Origin of the sequence: Desulfopila sp. IMCC35008 (genome assembly GCF_010646885.2) — a bacterium.
In the GTDB taxonomy this organism is placed as follows: Bacteria; Desulfobacterota; Desulfobulbia; order Desulfobulbales; family Desulfocapsaceae; genus Desulfopila.
This window is the reverse complement of sequence record NZ_CP050700.1, coordinates 3,447,362-3,470,845: the sequence shown is the minus strand read 5'-3', so window position 1 is coordinate 3,470,845 and position 23,484 is coordinate 3,447,362. Positions and strand designations below refer to the sequence as shown.

Sequence of the window (23,484 nt, the reverse complement as noted above, 5' to 3'; positions counted from 1 at the left end):
TTTTGTCTTCAATCGTGGGTTTCAGCGCCGTAAGCGTCTGCACCAAACATCTATAGGGATTACCTGATTTGCCACACTGCTCTTTGACAACCAGGGTGCTGTCTTCAGACAGCCTCAGAATATATTTCGAACCCTTATTCCGGCGCAGTCAAAGCTATCGGCTTGTTTCTAAAAGAAACATCCAGTTAGGGTGTCACTCGGATAAGGGGCAGAGCACGATCGTACGATTGTCAGCGATCTGTATGCTGAAAAGGAAAAGGGGAGGAGTGCCAATCAAAACCCATGAACTCCATGGTCTTAATCCACTCTTTGGGGGTGATCAACGTCACATACAAGGAATAAAGAGAGCCGGACTGACCGTAAATGGTTTCAGTTAGACAACAAGCTCCTCCTCCCCAATTCTCATGCTACCGCAAAAAATTTATCGATATCAAAAGCCTCCTTGTTCTTGAGCAGATAGTAAATTGCCCTTCCCAATTTGTGTGTATAAATCCCCAGAGCTTTTCCTTTGTTGTACTTTCTGGTGAGTTTTGAGACATAATATTTTGCCTGCTGTGAATCCCTGAGCATGAGGATTGCTGCCTCTTTAATGGCCCACTTGAGATGGTGATTACCGATTTTCTTGTTTGAATTTCCTGCCCATTTGCCGTCTGATACTTTGGTCGGTCTTATGAGTCTGGCATAGGAGGAAAAGTCCTGGACTCTTGGGAAGCGCTTTATGTCGTGGACTTCGTAAAGGATCACCAGGGCAAGTATCTGGCCGACCCCAGGAATTGAACGGAGCAGATAAAGGGAATGATAATCGTGCTGTCTTGCTGTTTTTTCAAGATGCCACTCAAGTTTACGCATCACCCCGTTGAGTGCCTGGATCATCTCAAGATTGACCTCAACGCTTTTGCGCACAGCAGGGTCGTCGAACCGCTCAGCGACACCGTCATGATTGAACTTACGGGTCAACTTTTTCTTCATCTGGGGAAGATTATACTGAGTGTTGGTGTTTTGAATATGAGCAACCAACTCCCCACAACGGCGTGAAATATACATTCTGCGCCTTAAGAGGTCACGGGTTGATCTCCACTCCTGCGGATAGGGGTAGGCTGTAGGGAAATTGCCGCCTTTTAAAAGTAAAGCAATCTTGTAGGAGTCGATTTTGTCGTTCTTGGTCTTGCTTCCGTGAATAGCCTTCATATACAAGGCGTGGCCAAGAGTGAAGGGGATGTTGTGTTGGGCACAGAAATCAGCGAGCCAATACCAGCAGAATACACACTCTACTCCAATGATAATGTCATCTAAAAAGGTCGTGATGAGTGAGAGCAGTTCATCGGGGTCTGTTTTAATGTTCTTGTGAACTTTAACTTCCCCTTTGCTATTGATAACGCAGACATACATTTTTCTGGCATGTAGATCGATTCCACAGTAATACTGATGTTGTTTGCTATAAAATTTCATGCTATGGCCTCCTTTGGGTGGTGGGGATGTGGTTGGTGGTACTTCCACAATCTTATCTCACCTGAAGGAAGGCCATAACTATTATCAAAGCGTTTCGCTGGACTCGCTGAAGCTCGCGTGTGCCACGAAGGAAGGAAATTACCACCTTCCGTAACTTTATGAAAGATGAAGGAGGGCCCTTCGGTCTCAAGTTGCAGGATCAGGGATCAAATCACCTACTGCTGCTGTGGTAAAGAGCCATGGTAGTGAGCGAGTAGGAAAAGGCTGCTGTTGTGGCAGTCAGATGTGCAACAGGAAGATGAACGCAAGTGAACCATCGATGAGGTGTCGAAATCAGCGTAGACAGACGTCATCAAAACCAGTGCTTCGCGAGCTGACCTGGGATGAGTGCGGGGGAAACCTGTTTACTGCCCGCATGGTGACCGGCATAGAGATGGCATGATTCTGTTGCAGGCTTTTATGAGGAACGTGGGAACCTGTCGTTCAGATGGTAAGGTGAAGCTCGATCAGCGGACCTGTTAGAGCTTCGCCGATGCTGGGCACAGGGGCAGATCAGCCTGTAGTAGAGATGAAGCCGCTGTAATGGCGGTGGATCGAAGGGGCTGAACTGTTCAACTGAAGATCTACGTCAACCAGTAATGGGAAGAGCGTATGTCAACGGTAAAACCATTTAGTATCCCGAAATCACTTGTCTGGGAAGCGTATCAACGCGTCCGCTCTGGTGGTAAAAGTGCTGGCGTAGATGGTCAGACTCTTGAGGACTTTGAGGAGGATCTGCGGGGGAATCTCTATAGGTTGTGGAATAGAATGTCATCAGGCAGCTATTTTCCACCGCCTGTGAAACGAGTAGAAATCCCAAAGAACTCTGGTGGTACGCGTCCTCTTGGCATTCCGACCTTCACAGATCGCATAGCTCAGACGGTGGTAAAGCTTGAACTTGATGCTTTGCTTGATCAACATTTTCATCCAGATTCCTATGGTTATAGACCAGGGAAATCAGCTTTTGATGCACTTGCTCAGACACGAAGCCGCTGTTGGAAATATGGCTGGGTGTTAGACCTTGATATCAAGGGTTTCTTTGACAATCTGGACCATGGTCTGTTACTTAAAGCCGTGTATCATCACACCACTTCAAGGTGGCACAGACTGTATATCGAGCGTTGGTTAAAGGCTCCGGTACAATCCGGCTGCCAGCAAGAGCTCGTTGTTAATCGTGGCACACCGCAAGGTGGAGTGGTTAGTCCATTGCTGGCCAACCTGTATCTCCACTACGCTTTTGATGTGTGGATGAGTAAACATTTCCCGCATGTCGTATTTGAAAGATATGCGGATGACATTGTTGTGCATGCAAGAAGTCAAAGTGAGGCAGAACTGCTTAAAGCAGCTATAACAAAGCGGTTGGAAGAATGTAAGCTTGAGCTGCATCCGCAAAAGACGAAGATAGCCTTTTGCAAACAATGGAATCGTCCAGGGGATTGGCCGGCAGTGTCATTTGATTTCCTTGGTTATGAGTTTCGTCCAAGAGAGGTGGTGAATCAGAGGCAAGGACGCTTCACAGGTTTCCTTCCTGCAGTAAGCAAGAAAGCCTTGCTTCGCATGCGTAAGACGATCCGCCAATGGCAACTTATCAGTATGTGCCACATGGAACTCGAGGACATCTCAGAAGAATATAGTGCTATGATCCAAGGCTGGATACAATATTATGGTAGATATTACAAAAGGAAACTGTTTCCTTTATTGAACTATATAGATACAGCGATATCCAGCTGGGCATGCCGTAAATTTCGCAAATTCCATGGGAGACTGAAGAAGGCGAGGGAATGGGTTTCTCGTCTTGCTAAAAGAGAGCCGACGCTTTTCCCACATTGGGAAATGGCTTTCTCTAGCGGTTGAACAGTAAGAGCCGTATGAAGCGAGAGTTTCACGTACGGTTCTGTGAGGGCTTAGGGACAACCCCGGGCTACTCGATCGGTGAACTAACCGTTCTGCGTAATAAAAATATGAAGAGATGAATGCTTCCATCAAGGTAAAAGGTATTCCAAAAGGTTTTTCATTTCCTATAACTCGTAAGAAATTACGGGAGTTGATTCGGAGTATGGATGCACACTTTACCTCAATCGTAATGGAAGGGATTTCTATGTCTGAGCAATTCAAAACAAAATCATTATCGTTTATCACAGATCGCCATGTTGGCATTATTACGGCAATACGTGATGGTGAAGGGTTTACATTTTGGCTTGAAATCAACGCTCTACGTGATGAAGATGTCGTCCCATGGCGAGACTCGGTAGAGGCATGTCTTTCTAACCAGATTTCAGAATGGGTTCAAAAAAAGCAAGAATTACCAGAAACAGCACCCCAAGAGCCTTCCCAGTTGTTTCTTGGGTTTGATATTGAGAAAGGGAAATGTATTTCCGCTTGCCATGAAGTCAGTAGGAAATAGAATCACAGAACAAGGCATTCAAGCTGACCGTGCCGCTGGGTTTTTATGCGTTATGACTTTTGGAACAATCCACATTCTTATTCCATATCAACCTGAATGTGGCACGGCGGCTTAATTCAGTCGTTATCACGTCGCTTCGCGCCGTGATAACGTCCGGAGTGCCTGGAAACCAGCCGCCACCGTGGTTAACGGTGCTGCGCAACCGATAACCACGGAGTCGACTGGACAATATTACCATGATAATCGAAGCGCAAACGCTCCATTATCATGGCAATATTGCAGTCACTCCGGACGTTAGACATTAAAATGAAATACTTATCATATGCATTGCTTTTTATTGGAATATTAATGATCTCTGGCTGCTCCGATCCATGGACTGATATTTCTGATAAATATTCAATAGACAATACATCTACTAGCAATTTCAAATCTGGTAGAGATATAATTCTTTTAAGTCCTAATCATAAAGGAAGTCATTCATATTTAGGAATTTCACATTCATTGCAAAAAGATGGATTGTATCTGAAAGTTCCTTTTCCAAATACTTTTTTCAAGAAAACTATATATGTTCCTTTGGAAGCATTTACAAAATGCTATCATCAAAATGAAAAACCTAAGTACAATACAAGTCTATGGATTCAAAGCGTAGAAGTTGAGGTTGGATTAGATTTTAAAGATGATTCCATTTATGAATTCTGTAAAACAAATCAAATTGAGATAATAAATAAACACTCAGTAAGTGGTTATTTATACTAATATAAATTGTCTAATGAATAAGGATAGATTATGGTTCGCTGCGCTCACACAATCTATTTTTATTCGTTATGGAATTTTATTTTGGTTTTCTCTTCTTGCCTTTCTCTCTTCATTCGTATGAACAATTCCACCGTGAATTCCTCCATGATTTCCACCACCAATAAAAGTTGGGCCGCTATTATGACCACCACCTTTTAGACCAGGAAATAACACATGTGCCATAGCTGAAACAATGACACTTGCTACTGTGCCGACCAACAACTCTATAGCAAAGGTTTTTAAATCAAATGTTGTGAAGATAAAGAAAAAAAGTACAGTAGCTATCACTCCGCATAAACTACCAATGTATATTGATCTTCTACAAGCAATAGCGGCAATTATTACGACAATTAATATTGAACCGTTTTCCATAGTTAGTGTTATGTTAGACCCTGTAATTTTAATTGAAGTTAATATTTTTTATCCATAACGTATAATAGACGAACTTCGCCTTTCGGGGATTGGAGCTCCACTAGTGAGTCAGGATGGGTTGGTTTGACACATAATCGTATCTTTTTGAAGAAATTATCAGCTCTTCCCAGTAAAAGTCTCAAATAACAGAAATGTATAACTATTTTTCATGTATATACTAAATAGAATAAGATGGCAAACACGTATTCACAACTCAACCATATTCGCATTATGCGCAAATAACCGTCTTATACGACTGTGCGCATAATAAGAGCAATTCTGATATTATTTTTGCTACAAGGTGCCTGTCTGGCTTCCTTTTGCAGTCTGTTTCTTGACGCAATATGCGCAAATGGCCGTGTTAAACGCACTACGTCTAATTGGAAACAACCAGATCCAATGTCAAATATGAACACATTAACAGCAACATATATGTTCGCACTTTGGGGGTGACACCTTGAAACAAACTCATTCTTGGGAGTAACTTATTCAACAAAGCGCCACTAGAGGTTAGGATTATTGAAATAAAACTCAGCAATATCTTTTTCAACAAATCATCTTGGCTAATAGAACTGTAGTCTATGGCGCCACGGGAGTCGAACCCCCACTCGACCACTATGCATAAAGCATTCAGGCAGGGGCGGGACACATCCGGGACACCATGAATGTTTGGATTAGCGGCTTGCGGGCTTGCGTTTACACAAGTTTATTTGATGCACTTGTAAAAAGACTCAATATGCACCAAGGAAAATGAAATTCGCCTAGTTATATGATTTCACATCCAAACAATGAAACCATTTTCAAAATCAATTTTGAAAGGATTGTCTTTCAAAAAATCAACTCCTAGCAAGCCCGTATTATGAGACCCGGCGACCTTTGATCCACTAATACTAAAATTACGCTTTGAGCGTGAACCAACCTTAATGTAATCGATCATTGCTCTTTTTCCGAAAGACTTACTACCGTTGGCATTTGTCGCAGTAAATTGTCTTCCGTAGTTTACTTTCAACTTGTTTAGTTCCCTGTATGGTACAACCGTATGACTGCACCCAGTATCAAGAAGCATATTCAGTTTTATTCTTTTGCCAGCATTACTCAATATCACTGGCACGTATACTTGATTACGGACAATATTGACTTTTGTTACCTTGTGATACGTATTGATCTCTGTTTGAACCTTCAACGTCTCATTATTTGTTGGGAAATTTGTATTCGAGAAATGCATCTTCCCATCTTTATCTTGCCATGAAAAGACCTTACCTGAGGCGGAGTAGGTTGGATACTGAGATGAATATTGGTTTTCACCCCTTCCGGCTTTAGGAGTTTTGCTATCTAGGTTGATAGTCCTAAAAACAGGTGCAGGGTTAGAAGGCCTTTGCGATGCTTCTTCAATCACGATGTCGGATCTGTCACCTGAACTACTGTGAACCATATCCGAGTATTTTTTAACGGTGTTTTTATGAAGCCAGTGACGATCTAAAAAAGGAAAGAACTCAGGTTTTACAGCCACAAAAGTGTATCCTATAGAAATAATAGCGATAATTACAGCTGATGAAATAAAGATACGCTTTCGCCTTAATCCATTCAGTTCTCGTTTGGGGATATCAACATCATAAGATTTGTTGTCTTGGTCAAAATCGCTTTGCCAAAACTTACTATCTTGCTTTCTCCCACCGTGGGCTTTGTGAATCAATATTTTTGTTAGCGGAGAAACTTCATCCTTACGATATTTTGCCATGTTTTTTTGACCTATCGCCATAAAATTTTATCATATTTTTCCTGGTTGTTTTCCTAACACACCCATCAAAACACGTAAATTACTACACAGTGGTATTGCGTGGATTATTGCGAAATAGCTAGCAGTTAATGATCAGCCTTTTTTGCGATCAAAGAGAAAGGCTCACGCCCTTTCCGCTTCACATCTATAGGCTCAGCGTAAACGGAAAAAACAATCAATAAAAAAAACAGCGATTGACAGCTTGTCTGCACAACTGGTCCACTCCACAGTTTACGCCAAAAAGGGTACTTGGTACCCCGTTGTGAGAGAGATGGTGTTATAGCGATTCGGTTGAGATGTATGGCTTTATTTCAAAAGAGGGTTGCAACAAGTAGGAAAAAGTGAAGCAGAAGCAGTTCAAGTGTGGCCCGTTACTACTGAGTGCATCTTCAATAACGATAACTTTCAGGTGAGGATGTTCACGCCTGAAATCTTTGAAAAATCTTTTAGCAGCATTGCGCTCACAATCATTTTTACGGGTGCCGTCATTCTGGGTTATCATCTCTGGAAAGACAGGGATGACAACTTTACACCCTGGTTTGACAAAGCAGGCTGCATACATTTGCTGATGGTACAGGGTATTCCCGTTCCTGCTCTTTTTTCCCATACAGTACGGTGAAGAAACTTTTTCAGAGCTGTAGAAGCCGGTGCCGTCACCACTGAGGAGATAGTGCCCATCATAATAGGCCATCTTCTCGAAGTCCTTCCCTCGTTGTATTTGTCTGAATACAGAAAGGAATGGGGCTCTCAGTACAGACAAGGGTAACGGGTCCAAAATTGTACGCATCTGGCTGTCGCAAGGGATATTTGAAAGGCCATAGACTGAACGTAGATTATGATCTTCTTCACTACGTCTCTTGTCAAACGCCAGAAGTGATTGATCTTTGAGCTGAAACATAGCAAATGCGGACATCAAAGCATCATCAAAGGTTATTTTCGAGTTCGCACCTCGGCTGTCCGGGATCTTCTGAAAATCTAGCCGGATTGCTGCAAGAAGTGAATCTGCATTGAGGTGTTTTCTCACTTTTCTGCCTGCTAATGTCAGAGTTAAGGCTTTGCTTGTGTTGTATACTAATAATCTCATCACGTCTCCTATGTATATACATGATATTCCGTAGAAAACGCGCGACATTTTTTACTGGGGATGTCAAATAAAAAATGTCATGTTTGTGGATATTTATTTTATGTTATTTCAGTCTATTGTACTCATGCCTTGGGTCAAATGTTTACGAAAGCTCAAACTTAAATAACACCTATTTTCAATCACATAAAATTCAGCCGGGAATCGCTTTGGGAAAAGCACTTTCCGTTTCTGAAGTAGCAGGGATTCTTAATCTCGATACGCGGAGTGTGCGTAAATATTATCACAATCTCGGTGGGATTAAAGTTGGTCCTCGCAAGATTGTCTTTTTCGAGAAAGAGGTTGTTAATGCCGTACAAGCACAAAGATGGATATCGGGGACAGGTGAAGTGGTTCGACGGCATGAAGCAACGAAAAAAACGAAGTTCTTCAAAACCAAGAGAGAGGCCAAGAAATGGGAAGTGAAGGAGGCGGAAAGATTACCAGAATATACGACAGTCACGGAATCTTTGGGTAGTTGGGCTGTAAAGTATTTAGATCATGCAGAAATCAAGTTTGTTCCCAAAACATATTCTGCCAAACGACTTGTCTTTGCGGTCTTCTTCCGATATCCCGGTATTGATAAAAACCAATCCGTAGATACTTTGAAACGCGATAAGTGTCTCGAATTTCTCAATCATACTTTTCGAGTACAGGGTGGTTCAGGTGTCAATCAATATCTCAAAAATTTGAAGGCGGCATGGAATTGGGGTATTGATTTTGCCAACCTTCCAGAGCTAAATCCTTTCTCCAGGATTCCAAGGTATCCTATTAATCCTAATCCTCGTTATGTTCCTCCCCTTGAAGATTTTTGGGCAATTTATGATATAGCTAAAGAGCAGGATAAAACATTACTTTTGGCATACTTACATACGGCTGGACGTAAAGGAGACTTGTTCAGGTTAAAATGGGAGCATGTCGATTTTTCCCGTCGTACAATCACTCTAATATCGAGGAAAAATAAAACAGCTACGTGGATACCTCGAATCATTGTTATGTCCGATGCCTTGTACGATTGTTTGAAAGAACAAGAGGAACGCGTAAAAGACAGTAAAAATCCCTATGTCTTTATTTCCGATAGTACTGGTGAACCTTGGGTATCTCGTGAGAAAATTATGCGTGAGCTATGCGCTGAGGCGAAAGTGAAGGCATTTGGTTTTCACGGAATCCGCCACTTGTCTGCCTCACTTTTATATCACAATGGTGTACCAATGACAGAAATTCAAAAAATCCTAGGACATTCAAATTTGACTACCACTGAAGGGTATATAAAAAGCCTCGTTGTCGAAGAGGTCGGAGCTTCATTTTTACCTACTCCGGCGAGGAGAAAATGAAAAAGGCCTACCGAACAGGCCTACCAAGACAAAAAAAAGGGCTCACGATGTGTCGCGAGCCCTTGAATCTACTGGAGCGGGAAACGGGGGTCGAACCCGCGGCCTACAGCTTGGGAAGTTTAAGTCCTGTGTATCGTGGTGTTTCATGTGGTAACTATAGTACCCTAATAATGCATAGATAATATCACATCCTGTTTCTTGAAGTTTCTTTGAGTTTCGTCTATAATGTGCCCTATACGTGCCCTATGACTTGATAGGGCACAAGTCGATATGCGGAGGAGGGCACATGGCATTGAGAATTAACCTCACTAAGTCTACCGTTGATAAATTGCCTTTTGCAGAAAAAGGTAAACAAAAAGATTATTACGATGAAGATGTGCGATCCTTCGGGGTTCGAGTTAGCCACACTGCCAAAACATACTTCGTTAGAAAACGTATTAACGGTAAGCACAGTCGGGTAACGATTGGCAAGCATGGGATTATAACCGCTGATAAGGCTCGAAAGGAAGCGCGTCTTGCCCTTTCTGATATCACTCGTGGGGTTGATCTAAACCAGGAGAAAGCAATAAAGATGGTGAAGGGGATGACTTTGGGAGAGGCATATGATGATTACCTTGCTGCTAAACCCCAAATGAAGCAGAAAACTATTGCTGTTGATAAAAGTCTGATCAAGTGTCACCTATCTGCTTGGCTAAAAAAGCCTATTAAAGATATTACGGAAAGTATGATTCAAAGGCGGCATCTTCAAATTGCAAAATCTTCTGGAGAGAATACTGCCAATAATGCAATGCGCCTGTTTCGGCGCATATACTTATTTGCCTGGCGATCAAATAAGAAGTCAGGCATGCTTGATCGGGATTTAATTAAGGATGCTTTGGACGGGCGTTGGTTTAAAGTCGGAAGGCGGCAGACGGTGCTACAAGCACATGAACTTTCGCCATGGTACAAGGCTGTTCAGAAGGTTAGTAATCCCGTAATTCGCGATTATTTCATGCTCTTACTGTTCACTGGTTTAAGGGAAACAGAAGCCAAAACACTCCAATGGTGTGATGTGGATTTTGAAGGCAAAACATTCATCATACGAAAAGAGATTTCTAAGAATAAAGAAGAACTCATTCTTCCAATGAGCAATGTTGTTTATGAAATACTCAAACAGAGACACGAATTACAGGAAAATAACTTTGTGTTTCCTGGTACAGGAAAAACCGGCCACATCGTTAATACAAAGAAGCAGATCGCTTTTGTGCAGCGTGAAAGCCAAAAGATCCTCAATGGTGTAGATTCTGATGATGAGTTCGAGGAAATGTTGAAACAAAAATCTGTTGATCAGTTGAAGCCAGGAATAAGCTTTTGCCATCACGACTTACGCAGGACATATATTAGCATAGCAGAAGGCGAAGTGTCGTATTCCGTTCTCAAACGTTTGGTGAACCATAAAGATAAAGACGTGACGCAGGGGTACATTGTCATGAGTGTTGAAAGGCTAAGGCTACCTATGCAACAGATTACCAATGCTATAACAGCTCTTTTTGAAGAGCCAAAAGAGACGAACGTTGTTCCGATTGAGAGTGGTAGGAAAAAGGTGGTTGCTGGATAGCAACAAGTTCATCGGGCTAGGGTAGCTCCCGAAAGGCCGCGTCCCTGGCGGTTTGCCCGGTGAATACTCTCAGGGAATCTTGAGGGAAGTGATATGGTTGTTCCGCAACAGTTTTATTCTTTAAAATCTTTAGCAAAGATCTGGCATCGAGACGATACTGACATTTTAGGAATGGCCGCAACTGGTGAGCTAAAACTGGCGCTAGTGTATGATGGTCCATATAAGAAGGGATATAGGTCTCGGTGGGATAGGAAGAAAGGTGATGAATCGCTGTCACGAGATCCTGAAATGAGAGAGTTGAGCATCAATACTCGACAGGAAAGGCTAGCGCAGATATATGAGCGATCGAAAGGCAGTCCGGTAGATGTTGATAAGGATATTCGGCCGGCACTATGGTATGTGCTGCCTGGCGATGCAGTTCGCTTTACAAGTAATTCTCCTGTAGTTGTTAGTGGATTGCTGGAAGTTTGGGCAAGCAGGGAGGATGGAATTAAATTCCCTGTTAATAGCAAGGGTGCGGCAGTCACTTTTTCCAGGGATAACCTGTTAGTATTGCGGGAAGATAAAAAGGCGTATGAAGACATGAACCCTGTTGTTTGGATTGATGACTGGTCTTCAGAGGAGGTGCTGCATGGGAAAAAGGAGATAGAAGATTTTTTGAAAAGGTCAGAATCAACTGTTGAAAATTGGCGAAAACTCCCTGGATTTCCCATAAAGAAAGGGCCTACCGGTAAACCTATTACTACAAAAAGCCTCCTTAATAGATGGCTCATGGGAGAGCGATTTTTATAATGAACAGAACGTGAAAGGGAGAAGGGGCTATGGCTGCTCAGGTGTTACATCTGTTTCGGGAGTAAATCTTGAGTACTTGTTAAATCAATTCCAGTTTATCCAAAAAAATCAGCTATCAAGTCATGATACTGGCGTAGATTACCTTTTTTAGAAATTATGCCCTTAATGTACCAATCAAACCATTCATCGACAATTTTTACTGCGTCATCAGAAAGCCGATAGTCTGTAGCTTTGTAGCTATTATAATGTGAGCCAATAGTCTGTAGGTGATCGAAACGTAAAATTGAGATGCGCACTTTGGAGCTAAGAGGCAGTTGTTCATAGAATAGCTGTGGGCATCGAGCGTGTCGAATACCTTCGATAAACTCCTCAGGGAATCCGCCACGAGTCCCGTCCTGATCTCCACCGTAATATGGAGCAACGAGAATTGTTGATGTTTTAAGGTGACCGGCCATCATCTTTTCTCGTGATTTTGGCAAGCCTGTTGAAAAAGGAAGACAACTAAGAACAAGGCAGGGTCTTTTCTTTGCTCTATATCCAGCCCAACACTGATTTCCATCAAGTGATAAAGCAGCAGTTGGTAAATCGAGATATGTTTTTCTCTCAGAGATTCTTAGCCGTTTTATTTGTACATGCGCACCACCATGATCACGTGGTGATTTCCGACCAGTCGGTTCTATTACAAGAGGCTCTTGACCTGGATAAGAAACGTATGCCCATATCAACCTACCTCTATTTAAATCCGTGCTATTGTCACTTACCCACCAATCACCAGACAGACACAACTCTTGAATTGAATCGTCTGGAAAAGGCATCAGTATTTTTCCATCCTTCTAACTGAACTCTTCCAAACAGAATCATCGAACTCCACATCATGTTTTCCTACTGGCAATGGAGGTCCAGCCAAGTCGTCTAACCACTCAAGGCCTTTCTCCATAGTCTCATCATTCATGGGTGCTATTTGCGCTTCAACATATTCGCTTCTTGCTGATCCCGACAATTCCTCAGTCTTGGCTCTTTTTATTTGATTGAGTCTAGCTTTAAATTGTTTTCGTTTTTTGCCTGAGAGTTTTGTCATTGCAGGAGTAAATGATTCTGCAGGTTCAACTACAATTGGCTCCGTTACTAAAGTAAAGTCAAGTGTCTCACCTGGTGCAGCATTCCGCATTGGTATCGTATTGTAGACGTAATCAAGCAGATCCGGAGTGTCCTTTCCGTATTTGCTCACAAAAACACGTAAGGGCAGAGCTATTGATAATGGAACCTTGTTACCAACCTTTTCATATGCATCCTCATAATCATTATCTAAATAGGACCATCGAAAATAGTCATTGCTGCCATATTCGGAAGGAAGCCTCTTTTCATTTGCACCAAGCGCTTTAACTGCTAAAGGAATTTCCTCATGGGCTTGAGCAGACCAAGGACCAAAATCATAGAAAACCCATGAGACATCAGTGAATGTTTTCCCATTGTTTCTTTTGGCAAATAGCAGGTCGGCAAGGTAGGCAAATTTCAGCAAGTGAATAGGTCCAAGCTCCCACCTCCAGTGGTCATCATCTTGCCTAGCACAAAGGAGGACGTATTGGATGATGGTATGAAGATTGTCTTTATTCAAAATACACCACGGATAGTCTTGGAACACTGAAAGGAACCAATCAGTACCATTTTATCACATATTAGTCACGAAAATTGTTAAATCTATATCGGTTTGCCTAGCAATATGATTTACAAAAATTGTTCTCGGTAATTTGGTCTTTCTGAACATGTCCTGATATATCCCGATGTATTTCTATAATCCTCGTATATTTGCCATGTTATTAGCTTAAAATGTAGTATATTCGTGGGAGAAAGGATGTTAGGGTGAAAAGAAAACTCAGGAGAGACTAATGTTCGGAATGGACCCTGCAGGAACCTTTGGCAGTGCATTAAGCCTGTTTATCAGCATATTTTTACTTATTGCCGCGATCCTATGGATATTTGTACCATTTTGGGTATGGCGAATACGAAATGAGAACATAACGCAAACTGCAATATTGCAGCGAATTGAGCGGGGAGCATGCACGATTGCCAAAGATGATCAGAGAATATGCGGCAATTGTGGCAAAGAAACAAAGGCAGAAGGTGCATGTGAGCACTGTTCATCCTTTATGTGATATACAGCTCGAGCCATAATGTTTATTTATCTGTGGAATTGGAGTTAAGCACTTTCACTAAAATTGACGACTCAATGGTGATAAATGATCTTATATAAGTACGTATCATTTGAAGTAGCACGGCTTATTATTGATTCTGCATCTATTGGTTTTTCCTGTGCTGAAGATCTTAATGACCCATTTGAATGTACGGCCTTTGGGTTCATGGAGTCTAAAAATTCCAGAGTCGCAACGTATGCATACAGAGGCAGACTGTCTCGACAGTTCGGTGTATTATCACTTACGAGACAACCATTAAATGCGATAATGTGGGCGCATTATGGTTGTGCTCACCAGGGAGTTGTTGTTGGATTTGACTCTGTTGCCGCCGGATTTGAACACAAAGAAACATCAATAATCCCATCTCAATATGGGGAGGTTATTTATACATCGTCTAAGCCCGTGAATATTTCCATTCCAAACATCCAAGAGATGCTAACGGTTGGAAATGAGATTACTGATTTTCGGGCCGATTATTACAATATTATCAAGCGGGCATTTTTATATAAGTCCTTGGAATGGGGTCATGAGGAAGAGGTTCGAGTAGTTAAGAATATCAAAAGCAATCTTGGCTATCATGGTGGTGGTGGAAAATTTACGAATCCTTCTGGCGAGTGGATGAAAATAATGCCACCAACTTTAGGGCGTCCAGTTTACTGTTTATCGATACCAGATTCATCTATCGTTGAAGTGTATCTAGGAACAGAAGTTTATAAAAATGTATCAAGGTTAGGCAGTTATACTCGTGAGGGATTAGATGAAATTCTTCAATCATGGAACGACAAGGGGATAGAGGTTCTAAAATGCGAAGTAGACCATTCCTCTTGGCGGATATTAGCCAGCAAGCGGAATGTGGTCTCGAAAAACTGAAGCGAATCTTTCATGTTACATTAACCCATTACTCTCCCACATCTGTTTCATATTCAAAATATCAACAAGATGCTGCTCCCAGTTGTCACGGGAGAATATGTCACCGTATTCACGCTTATATTCATCAAGGACTATCTGCTTTATCTTGCTGGGTGTAACTTCCCATTCCAATAATAAGTCTTCTCTCTGTGCTTCCGTCATTCGTATCTCCGGGTAGTAATAATTGTCCCGGCCAATATATAAACGGTATCACACAGAAATCTTACCAAGTAAAATATGTGGAAAGATGGATAAGGTTAGGGCTTTTAGTGTGAATGTTGCTGCCTAAAAAGGCAAGACACGAGGTGGTTTCTGCTAATCTCAACTTGAAGATGGAAGGTGAAAAGGTTTGCCGTTTCAAACGTCAAAAGGTTTCTGGATCTCAAATCCGAATAAGCGTTTCAGGGTAATCCCGCGTGGGGAAATTACTCAGGAGCGGGGTGATAGAGTGTTATACACATGGGTCTTGAGCTTAATTATTTGCAAATAAAAACAATACTGTTTCCCTTCTGGGTTTGTTTCCGACACGTCCAATATTTGTGAATTCCATCTACGTTCACAACATCCAACAACTCTCTGTTAGGGTAGAAGTACATATCAAGAACATATGATTCGGACATAGCTAAGCCAACATAACGATTTCCATTTTTTTCAAAATTAACGATCCCTTCGTCACTATCCCAAAGAATCCCTTCCGAGTATGTTGTCATCGAACAGAAGCCGTTAAAACATTCTATCTTGTGGTAAAACGACTTCGCATAGGCGCTTGCTGAAATGATTATACAAATTAAGTGAAAAACAAATGTCTTTTTCATGGGCACTCTAACAGTTGATAAATACATTTTTCTGAACTTTAGGGGGGATATTGAGGAAATGTGTCAGCCTTCCCATCCACAATAAACCCGTATTAATCAGCTCGGCCATTACTTTCAATCTGCTGCTAAAGCGTTTATAGCTTTGCCCAGTTTGGTTCCGACTTCTCTGCGAGATGCAATATGAACATGATACCGCTGCATAACGACGGTTGTTAAAGCTTCCTCAGACAGGGCATTATCAACTGCCGATTTCCCCCACTCTTTACTCCCCTTCAGTTGCTGTATGCCTATTACCGCCTCTATTAGTGTCCCCGTCGGGGATGGTTGAAACCCCTCGCCTTTAGGCGAAGAGAAGATTAAAATTGTCGCTATGCGACGTTACAGACTTGGATCTCATACAAAAACAGACCTGAAGGTGCACATAATTTGGATCCCCAAGTATCGAAAAAAGGTACTGAAGGGTGAAGTTGCTGTGCGCACTCGTGATATCCTCAGGCAAATTGCATATGAACATGAACTTGAAGTGATCTCTGGCAAAGTAGCGAGCGATCATGTTCATATGTTTATAGGGTATCGACCGACCCAGAATATAAGTAAAATCGTTCAATGGTTAAAAGGAATCAGCTCGCGGGTCCTATTGTCCGAATTTACCCACCTAAAAAAGCAATTTTGGGGCAGGCATTTATGGGCTCGAGGTTACCTTGCCGTGAGTTCAGGCAACATAACCGATGAGATGATTCAACAGTATATTGAAGAGCATGAGGGTGAACCGGTTAATGCCGACAACAGTCGATTTCCAATCGACCCCTCTTGAACCCCTCGTCTTAAAGACGAGGGTTGTTTAGTGCCTGTTCAAACCAACCATGTACGATATCTTCGATTACTCTCTGGAGATTTATTCCCTCAGTAAATTCTTTTTCTCTACAAAGCCGGGCTGTCATATCTTTAAAGACTCTGAAATCGGCATTGATCATCAAGGTATTCTGATCTTGTAGATACTTCGCTGCTTTATCTTCAATATCGTTTTCGTCGCGAGTCCCATCCTCTATCGATACCCATTTAACAATTGGGAATGGGTCAGAATTGGTTTTGTCACACTGGACTCCATCTCTCTTTTGAAAAAGATGATAAATGTTGCCGACTTCACCATCTCTTGGCCCTTTCGAAGAGTTCCCAACTCTATTGCCTGATCCTTTACCACCTTTGGATTCAGTGCCAGAACCAGGCGCTAAGCCAACCTTGACGGATGACGATGTGTCAGAGAGATAATCACCGTGTGGTTTTGGCATATACCGGCTTACCTTATACAAATCCATAATGCCTTTGAGCCTTTCTTTTATGGATTTCACATGATCTTTTTCCGTTCCTGCAGCAGATTTTTTACTGATAAAATCAACCAGCTCTTTCGGCATATCTTTCCGAAACTCGAAAGCCCAGTCAGCCCAAGGCAACTCTTCACCATTCAACAGAAGAGCCGTGCGAGCTGTATTGGTTGTCAAAGCATTGCCGTTGATAGCTAAAGGTTCAGCATACAGTACAACATGCCTCATACCGAAAAGAACTCCAAATAGTTGTAGCCGTGCTACACCTGCCCGAGCGGTAAGGCGGTCATACAGTTCGTTCTGATACAAAGCGGCAACGTGGCCAGCAGATTCTATGTAACCGCTATTGCAGCTGATGGATTTTTCATCTTTCAAAATCCACCAATGGACATTAGCTGTTTCTAATCGCTTCACCCCTGATGTTACGGCATGACTATCCAAATAGGATTTTTGGCCAATAAGTGCACGTAGGACATTTCTATCAGAGTCGGTTCGCGGACTCGTCCAGCCTTCCCTGGCTTTTATTTTTATATTGTCTGGAAACTTAAAATATCTGGTATTTAAATATTTGGAAATCCATCGTGATGGAGAAACAGCGTTTGAGGGAGCCTCTATTGTGCTTTCAAAATCAGAATTCCCAAGCAAAATAACCTTCGTGCCGTGTTGATCAATCTCTGCCGGTTTTATGTCATCATCCAGTTGGATATAATGCGAGAAAGTGCCGTCTTCAAGTTCCCACTGGTGGAGTCCATATTCTCCAGTTTCAGGGTCTTTTTCAAGCTGGATCATTGCCCCTTCGCTGTCCTTCCATGATTGGTAAATGACTCCATGGGGGTTCCTTGTGGCTGCTGCTATCTTTGCACCTATCCCATAGTTTGAGGTAAATGATTGAACAGTACCTGAAGAGGAAAGCTGATTGATCAACACGAGCATTTCTTCCCCGGTCATCCCGTCACCGGTATCTATAACGCACAGTTTCTGCACCTTGGAGTCGCCGAGGTCGTAAGCGGTCCAGTCTACATCCCAGATTATTTGTCCCGGCTTGCCTGTCCGCTCAATGGCCTCAATTCCATTCTGTGTTAACTCCCTCAGGTACTGGAGAGGTGAGCAGTCTTGCCCCAAGCGATCCAATAGAAATCCTACGTTATTCACGGTCATTGCTAAGGTACTACCCCCACCTGCAGAAGTAGGCTTGTTTGACATGTTGCCCTCCTATTACTGCGTAGTATCTGTGCGCCTTTTCGTGGAATTCGTTTAGTAAACAAATATGACAAAAACCGGAAAACACAAGGTGAGTGTTAGGTGAACGCTTGCATTACTTGGCAAAGTGGGGTAGCATTTATTTGTCTCTGGCAAAATCCAGTGACCGGGTTTGGAAGCCCGATTCGAAGGCGGACACACCGCCATTACAATTTGCACTGGCGGTATTTTTATGTCCGGAGTTCAGCATTGCTCTTTCTTTGGGCGGGCTGAGCAGGGAGCTCACGCTCGCCGGCCCTTCGACCGGTCTTCCAACCTGCTCAGTTCCGTCCTTTTTATTTGGAAGTGAAAAGGGCGGAAGTTTCCAAACCCATTTCGAAGGAGCAAACCATGAGTACAACAAATCAAATCGAAGTAACCCACAATCAAACAGTAACAACAACCTATACCCTCCCTGATCTCTCTGAAGGTCCGAGTGAGCAAAGAATGGCTGGAAACATCGAGATGATTGAGGCTGTTTTATCATCTAGGGAAGAATATGCTGAATATGTTGATGTCAATCACAGTATGCAACGTATGTTTTGGGAGATCAAAAATCAGCTATACTTATTCGAGCAATACAGAGAGGTAGTAGAAAAAACATTAATCCCCACTCACAATACTCTGCAAAACCTCAACCCTATAGGCCGGGTTGTTATCCACTTGCTTGAAAAAAATGATCATGATGGTCTGATTGCTGACAAGTTGTTTCGTGAATTAAACGAGATAATCGAAAAACGGGAAGCAGCAAAGGAGGTGTCAGAATGAGAGCCAGAAAGGTTCAACCGGAATTCTTTCCGGCCTTTCAGATTGATACGGAAGGCTTGCTTGACGAGTAACCAGGAACGGCAGTCATTTTCAGCGCCCGGTTCTTCGGTTCAGGGCGTTTTTGTTTGATCGGTTAGAAGTTAACAGGGTCACAATTATATGAAATTACGAAGCATTTGTTGATCAACTCCTCAAAATATTTTAGAGTGCCATCCCATAGGGGAAAGAAAATCTTAAAGGAAAAGGAGAAATGCATGACACTCACAAAAATTGATCTAGCCGAAGCCCTGTACAAGAAAAATGACACCATGACAAAGAAGGAGGCTACCGAAGCGGTAGCGTCCTTTCTAAGACTATCCAAGAATGTTCTTATCGGTGGCGATGACCTTCTCATGAGCGGATTTGGGAAGTTCAGCGTGAAAGAGAAGAAACAGCGACGTGGGCGGAATCCACAGACCGGCGAGAGCCTGATGTTAGATGCCCGTCGCGTTGTGACGTTTCATCCGTCTGGAAAGCTGAGGGACAGGGTGAACGGTTAGAAAATAGTGTTGACCATTCTAAAACGTTGAGGTCGTGAAAGGCTCTAGAGTATACGATGGCAAAAAGCATAACATTGAAATTGTACTCTAAATGGGTGTATGTTGTTAAATTTGTAGAAGGAATATGCGAGATATAGGTTGGAATTAACTATCCTCTTGATTTCAGAATGTTAGTACTTGCTTTTTTAGAAGGGTACTTAAACGAAACATGATCAATAGGCATTGGTTGGGGATCATATCATTTTAAGATTCTAAAAATATGTTATTATTTTTGTAGCCGTGTTTGCTGTTTACTTTCCAAATCAAAGAAAGATATGTTATCTGTTTAATTTTCTTATTCAATCATTCTTAATCTATTAAAATGCCACCTATTTTCATTCCAGAAAAGGAAGACTTAGAACAACGAGAATTGCATTTGAGCATTTTGAAAAAAGGACCAGAAGCATGGAATAAGTGGAGAAAAGATAATCCTGCAATTTGTCCTAAATTGTTTGGTGTTGATTTGAGTGATTTGAACTTACAGCTTCGTGACAGTAGTGAGATTACAATTGGAACTTATGTACGTAATAAAATAATAAAAAATGATGAAGGATTGAATTTGCAATGCAGTAACTTAATAGGAACGACTCTGAGTGGATGTTATCTGCAAGGAGCTGATTTTCGTGGTTGTTGGGCCGATTCTGCTGACTTTTCTGGAGCTGATCTAAGGGGTGCAATTTTTTTTGGTTCTGATCTTACTGATGCAAATTTTCGCAATGCTTCTATGAGAGGTTGTAAACTTGGAGGCGATCCTTCTGCTATTAATGATATACGAAGACTGTCAGAAATTTATCGTGGTGATTCTATAGTATTAGACGGAACAATATTTGATGTTGCTGATCTTAGATATGCAGATTTCTCATCTGCATATATGTCTGAAGCAAGTTTTGAAGGTAGTGATTTGAGGTATACCATTGGCTTTTTGCCAGATGGGAATTTAATCAAAGGAGCACGGTTTGATTCAGTTGAAGGTTCGACTTGGAGGAGTAAAGAAAACCCATGGTTTAAATTATCAAGATCATATACAGGCCCTCAGATGGCTTTTAATATCCTATTTACTATAATTTATTTTATACCATATGCTGGGAAAATGCTTTTTTGGAAAGCAATAAATGTTTTTCAACAATTTCATCCGGATTTTATCGAGAAAGGAACATCAGTTGGTAGATTCATATTTGACTTGAGATGGAAAGAGTATGATCTTTGGCAGCTAGCCATTGGCTTTGATAAAGGGGGAGTGGAGTGGTTAATTGCTATTTTACTTCTATTTTATAATTTCTCACGGGCGATATTGACATATATGATATCGAATATGAGGTACAGGGAAGAACAAACAGGTTTAACACCTTATTACTCACACCCCTTTAAGATTGATAAGGACTTTAAAATGTGGTTTAATTATTTTCCAGTCACTTATGGTTGGATAGTATATTTTCATAAAGTTTTACAATTGATTTTTCTTCTCGCGGCTATTATGTTTGTTGTCAATTTCTACAATTTACTTAATACTTCTGTGGGAATACCTGTACAATAAATAACACAAACACTTTTTCTTAACTCAACTACATAAAAAAATAAATAGGACTGAATACTTACCAATTCGGAGTTGTTTGTTCTTCCTGTTAATTATAGAAACTCCACTTCATTAAGCAAACTCATACGTGAAGAGACATTTTGCAAGATACTCATTCAGTATTGAGCAAGGCTGAGAAAAGGCGAGAATGGTTCAAATTTCAACGTTTGGCATTTCAAGGGTTCTGGTGTCCATTCTAGCCAACCGTTGAAATTCGATGCCAATATTGGTGTGTTTAGCAGATAATTGAAGGTATATTGATATTCGTAGAGGTATTTTGAAATATCCTGCTCAAATCAAATCCATCGAACTGCGCACACTGATGAAGGGCCGGTATCAGGGATTTGGCTTTTCCTTCTTCCTGACCTCTAAGCCACTCCTCTCAAGTATCTCCTCAAGCTTGGCATTAAGTTCTTCTCTGGTCAGATTCCGGTAAGGATTCAACTGTTCGTTATCCTTCGCGTACATCCCTTCAATTTTTTCAAGGGCCGATAGTGAAGCATCCTTATTCCACAAACGAACCTCTGCAACCTCTGGTCGGTTGCCATATCCGTTACCCTCACGACTAACGTGGAACTTCACAGAAGACACGCAAGCAGCGGTGTCGTCGTCCCACTCATGTGGTTGCTTCAGATTACCGCCTGCATCATACAGGTCACGGAAGTCGAAGAAGGCAATGCGTCCCCGCTCCCGCATGATCCGCTCACGGGTAATACGATACTTATCAGACAATTTCTCATTCTCTTCAGCCTGGAGCTCTTCAATTCGTCTATTGACCTCAACAATCCTCAACAGTCTTTCACTTCCCTGCGAAGCCCCATTTTCACTATAGCCCGCGCGGATATACGCCTGAGTCGCGTTGTGGTCAATGATGTATTCACGACAGAATTTTTCTCTTTTTGATGAGAGCTTGATAGCTTTTCCTGTTTTTTGTTTCGGTTTGTCCATATTTTGCTCCATTAATTGTGCTTGCAACGATTAATGAACAGCTTCACTGATTCCTCAAGGTATGTCTTATCGAGGTTTTTAGAGCCATTGGTAACGACTTTATCGGCGAGTTCAGAATCTACTAATTTCATGATCCCTTCAATTAACCGCTCAGCTTCGTCATTAGAAAGACCCTTGCAGGCGCATAGGAAAAGCTCATCTCCGCAGACGGGGCATGCTTGACTCGGACACCACAACAGATGGTGATCGCCTGGGAGTGCACGGCAACCAGGGCACGTATCACTCACGATGGTATAATCAGCAACTGTACATTCCTCGCCGAATTTCAACCGGTCGTACATCGTATTCATGATAATCCTTACCCCTGAATTCACAGGGGTGATTTAATTTACTGTGATTGACGTTGTGCCATGATTTTGTCGATATATGCGGTCTGGTCTTCTGGACTCATTTTGAAGAATGCCTGCTTCTTTTGTGGTGGGAGGTTCTTCATAATATATCGGCGAATTTCTTGGCGTTTAACCTCAAGAAACTGCTCCTTTTCTGCTTCGGACATGCCCGTCGCCCTGGCAAGCCAACGCTCTGCAAGCGAGGGTGCTCCTGGCTGGAGATCTTCTATTCGCTGTGGGCCTTTCATCGGTAGAGGGCCAATATTAGCTCCAGGCTTGACGTACTTATTCCGTTTTCCGCTCCCATCAACGGGGAGTCGAACTATCTCACCTTTGCTGTTCGTTGCTAACGGGGCAGGCTGTAGAGTGGTGTTCTCGTCACCACCTTGGACAAAATCGCGTGCGCCGTCGAGAGTCCTCTGTATAAAACCCTTGTCATCGCTGGCTTTTGTCGATTCATTACCTGCATTGAAGCCTATGGTTTCGGAGATCTGCTTGAAAGGTGAATCATATTCTGGAAGTGAGTATGAGTTCTCTGTACCATCAGCAGAAGTGTCTGTTCCACCTGGGTATGCCAGATTGTACAGTGCTGGCCGGTTCGACTGCCCCCACTCCGCCATTGACATGAAAGATTGACCGGCGTTCATGGCATCATTATCAAACTTCTTCTTGTCAGCATTATATTCTTTCTCAAACTCGAGCAGGTATTTGGTGTTGTCTTGCTGCCCCTTGCCACTCGTTTTGAGTTTTTCAAGCTCCATAGAGTTTGCATGTTTGTCGTTAGCCAGCTTCTTATCAAACCGATACTTCATCTCTGCCTTGTACTCTTCCTTTTGAATGATGAGTTGTTCTCTTCTTTGCAACTCTTGCATTTCCTTTTGCCTGGAATTCTCTTTCATACGTTGCTTCACATACCCACCCGCTGCTCCAAGTGCCCCTGCCTGTAAAACATTTCCAAGATCCATCTTTTCTCTCCGTTGTTATTGGCCCTACCAGTTCAACGAACCACTGAATTGATTGGCCGTGATTATTA

At 42.2% G+C, this 23,484-nt stretch carries 24 protein-coding genes; 13 read left to right on the top strand and 11 right to left on the bottom strand.

Features of this window, described 5'->3' with window-relative positions:
* Nucleotides 1-402 precede the first annotated feature (402 nt).
* Nucleotides 403-1,449, bottom strand: coding sequence for an IS110 family transposase (locus GA520_RS15165; protein ID WP_163341219.1), 1,047 nt, complete (start codon nt 1,447-1,449; stop codon nt 403-405).
* A gap of 298 nt (nt 1,450-1,747) precedes the next feature.
* On the opposite strand from GA520_RS15165, the gene GA520_RS15160 reads away from it, so the two are divergent.
* From GA520_RS15160 to GA520_RS15145, 4 genes are all read left to right on the top strand, one after another.
* Complete coding sequence (locus GA520_RS15160) at nt 1,748-1,891, top strand: hypothetical protein (RefSeq protein WP_163341203.1); 144 nt, start codon at nt 1,748-1,750, stop codon at nt 1,889-1,891.
* Between the two features lie 209 nt (nt 1,892-2,100).
* Nucleotides 2,101-3,342 carry a group II intron reverse transcriptase/maturase gene (ltrA, locus tag GA520_RS15155; protein WP_163341199.1) on the top strand — a complete coding sequence of 414 codons (1,242 nt, stop codon included), beginning with the start codon at nt 2,101-2,103 and terminating at the stop codon, nt 3,340-3,342.
* A gap of 115 nt (nt 3,343-3,457) precedes the next feature.
* On the top strand, nt 3,458-3,892 hold the full coding sequence (locus GA520_RS15150) for a hypothetical protein (RefSeq protein WP_163340242.1): 435 nt from the start codon (nt 3,458-3,460) through the stop codon (nt 3,890-3,892).
* Nucleotides 3,893-4,198: 306 nt separating this feature from the next.
* Complete coding sequence (locus tag GA520_RS15145; RefSeq protein WP_163340241.1) at nt 4,199-4,648, top strand: hypothetical protein; 450 nt, start codon at nt 4,199-4,201, stop codon at nt 4,646-4,648.
* A 66-nt stretch (nt 4,649-4,714) separates the two neighbouring features.
* On the opposite strand, the gene GA520_RS15140 is transcribed toward GA520_RS15145, so the two are convergent.
* From GA520_RS15140 to GA520_RS15130, 3 genes are all read right to left on the bottom strand, one after another.
* A complete protein-coding gene (locus GA520_RS15140) occupies nt 4,715-5,059 on the bottom strand; it encodes a hypothetical protein (RefSeq protein ID WP_163340240.1) in 345 nt (114 codons plus the stop codon).
* Between the two features lie 814 nt (nt 5,060-5,873).
* The gene (locus GA520_RS15135; RefSeq protein WP_163340239.1) at nt 5,874-6,857 is read right to left on the bottom strand and encodes a retroviral-like aspartic protease family protein; all 984 of its coding nucleotides are present in this window, start codon (nt 6,855-6,857) and stop codon (nt 5,874-5,876) included.
* Nucleotides 6,858-7,152: 295 nt separating this feature from the next.
* Entirely contained in the window at nt 7,153-7,959 is an 807-nt protein-coding gene (locus GA520_RS15130; RefSeq protein WP_205749395.1) for a hypothetical protein, read from the bottom strand.
* Between the two features lie 206 nt (nt 7,960-8,165).
* Here GA520_RS15130 and GA520_RS15125 point away from each other — a divergent pair, with 206 nt between their 5' ends.
* The 3 genes from GA520_RS15125 (at nt 8,166) to GA520_RS15115 (ending at nt 11,718) form a co-directional block, all read left to right on the top strand.
* Complete coding sequence (locus tag GA520_RS15125; RefSeq protein ID WP_163340238.1) at nt 8,166-9,329, top strand: site-specific integrase; 1,164 nt, start codon at nt 8,166-8,168, stop codon at nt 9,327-9,329.
* Nucleotides 9,330-9,615: 286 nt separating this feature from the next.
* Nucleotides 9,616-10,926: an integrase family protein gene (locus GA520_RS15120; RefSeq protein ID WP_163340237.1), complete on the top strand. Its 1,311-nt coding sequence runs from the start codon at nt 9,616-9,618 to the stop codon at nt 10,924-10,926.
* A gap of 93 nt (nt 10,927-11,019) precedes the next feature.
* Nucleotides 11,020-11,718 carry a hypothetical protein gene (locus GA520_RS15115; RefSeq protein WP_163340236.1) on the top strand — a complete coding sequence of 233 codons (699 nt, stop codon included), beginning with the start codon at nt 11,020-11,022 and terminating at the stop codon, nt 11,716-11,718.
* 95 nt (nt 11,719-11,813) lie between these two features.
* Here GA520_RS15115 and GA520_RS15110 read toward each other — a convergent pair whose 3' ends face one another.
* Both GA520_RS15110 and GA520_RS15105 read right to left on the bottom strand, forming a co-directional pair.
* The gene (locus tag GA520_RS15110; RefSeq protein WP_163340235.1) at nt 11,814-12,533 is read right to left on the bottom strand and encodes a hypothetical protein; all 720 of its coding nucleotides are present in this window, start codon (nt 12,531-12,533) and stop codon (nt 11,814-11,816) included.
* The gene (locus GA520_RS15105) at nt 12,533-13,333 is read right to left on the bottom strand and encodes a hypothetical protein (RefSeq protein WP_163340234.1); all 801 of its coding nucleotides are present in this window, start codon (nt 13,331-13,333) and stop codon (nt 12,533-12,535) included. Before GA520_RS15105 ends, GA520_RS15110 begins: the two co-directional genes overlap by 1 nt.
* Before the next feature lie 271 nt (nt 13,334-13,604).
* Here GA520_RS15105 and GA520_RS15100 point away from each other — a divergent pair, with 271 nt between their 5' ends.
* Together GA520_RS15100 and GA520_RS15095 are read left to right on the top strand one after the other, a co-directional pair.
* The gene (locus GA520_RS15100) at nt 13,605-13,871 is read left to right on the top strand and encodes a hypothetical protein (protein WP_163340233.1); all 267 of its coding nucleotides are present in this window, start codon (nt 13,605-13,607) and stop codon (nt 13,869-13,871) included.
* Nucleotides 13,872-13,955: 84 nt separating this feature from the next.
* A complete protein-coding gene (locus GA520_RS15095; RefSeq protein WP_163340232.1) occupies nt 13,956-14,780 on the top strand; it encodes a DUF2971 domain-containing protein in 825 nt (274 codons plus the stop codon).
* Between the two features lie 15 nt (nt 14,781-14,795).
* Here the strand turns inward: GA520_RS15095 and GA520_RS15090 are convergent, their stop codons facing one another.
* Nucleotides 14,796-14,981, bottom strand: coding sequence for a hypothetical protein (locus GA520_RS15090; protein WP_163340231.1), 186 nt, complete (start codon nt 14,979-14,981; stop codon nt 14,796-14,798).
* 1,023 nt (nt 14,982-16,004) lie between these two features.
* Between GA520_RS15090 and tnpA the strand changes: the two genes are divergently transcribed.
* The gene (gene tnpA, locus GA520_RS15085) at nt 16,005-16,448 is read left to right on the top strand and encodes an IS200/IS605 family transposase (RefSeq protein ID WP_163336264.1); all 444 of its coding nucleotides are present in this window, start codon (nt 16,005-16,007) and stop codon (nt 16,446-16,448) included.
* A gap of 10 nt (nt 16,449-16,458) precedes the next feature.
* Here tnpA and GA520_RS15080 read toward each other — a convergent pair whose 3' ends face one another.
* Nucleotides 16,459-17,904 (bottom strand): hypothetical protein, encoded by a 1,446-nt coding sequence (locus GA520_RS15080; protein ID WP_304511233.1) that lies wholly within the window; start codon nt 17,902-17,904, stop codon nt 16,459-16,461.
* 642 nt (nt 17,905-18,546) lie between these two features.
* On the opposite strand from GA520_RS15080, the gene GA520_RS15075 reads away from it, so the two are divergent.
* The 3 genes from GA520_RS15075 (at nt 18,547) to GA520_RS15065 (ending at nt 21,075) form a co-directional block, all read left to right on the top strand.
* Nucleotides 18,547-18,963 carry a hypothetical protein gene (locus GA520_RS15075; RefSeq protein WP_163340229.1) on the top strand — a complete coding sequence of 139 codons (417 nt, stop codon included), beginning with the start codon at nt 18,547-18,549 and terminating at the stop codon, nt 18,961-18,963.
* Between the two features lie 254 nt (nt 18,964-19,217).
* A complete protein-coding gene (locus GA520_RS15070; RefSeq protein ID WP_163340228.1) occupies nt 19,218-19,502 on the top strand; it encodes an integration host factor subunit alpha in 285 nt (94 codons plus the stop codon).
* Between the two features lie 361 nt (nt 19,503-19,863).
* Complete coding sequence (locus GA520_RS15065) at nt 19,864-21,075, top strand: pentapeptide repeat-containing protein (protein WP_163340227.1); 1,212 nt, start codon at nt 19,864-19,866, stop codon at nt 21,073-21,075.
* A gap of 375 nt (nt 21,076-21,450) precedes the next feature.
* On the opposite strand, the gene GA520_RS15060 is transcribed toward GA520_RS15065, so the two are convergent.
* Genes GA520_RS15060 through GA520_RS15050 form a run of 3 tightly spaced genes read right to left on the bottom strand, consistent with a single transcriptional unit; the run spans nt 21,451 to nt 23,416 of the window.
* Nucleotides 21,451-22,062 (bottom strand): terminase small subunit, encoded by a 612-nt coding sequence (locus tag GA520_RS15060; RefSeq protein WP_163340226.1) that lies wholly within the window; start codon nt 22,060-22,062, stop codon nt 21,451-21,453.
* An 11-nt stretch (nt 22,063-22,073) separates the two neighbouring features.
* Nucleotides 22,074-22,412 (bottom strand): hypothetical protein, encoded by a 339-nt coding sequence (locus tag GA520_RS15055; RefSeq protein WP_163340225.1) that lies wholly within the window; start codon nt 22,410-22,412, stop codon nt 22,074-22,076.
* Nucleotides 22,413-22,450: 38 nt separating this feature from the next.
* Nucleotides 22,451-23,416 (bottom strand): hypothetical protein, encoded by a 966-nt coding sequence (locus GA520_RS15050; protein ID WP_163340224.1) that lies wholly within the window; start codon nt 23,414-23,416, stop codon nt 22,451-22,453.
* Nucleotides 23,417-23,484: the final 68 nt, after the last annotated feature.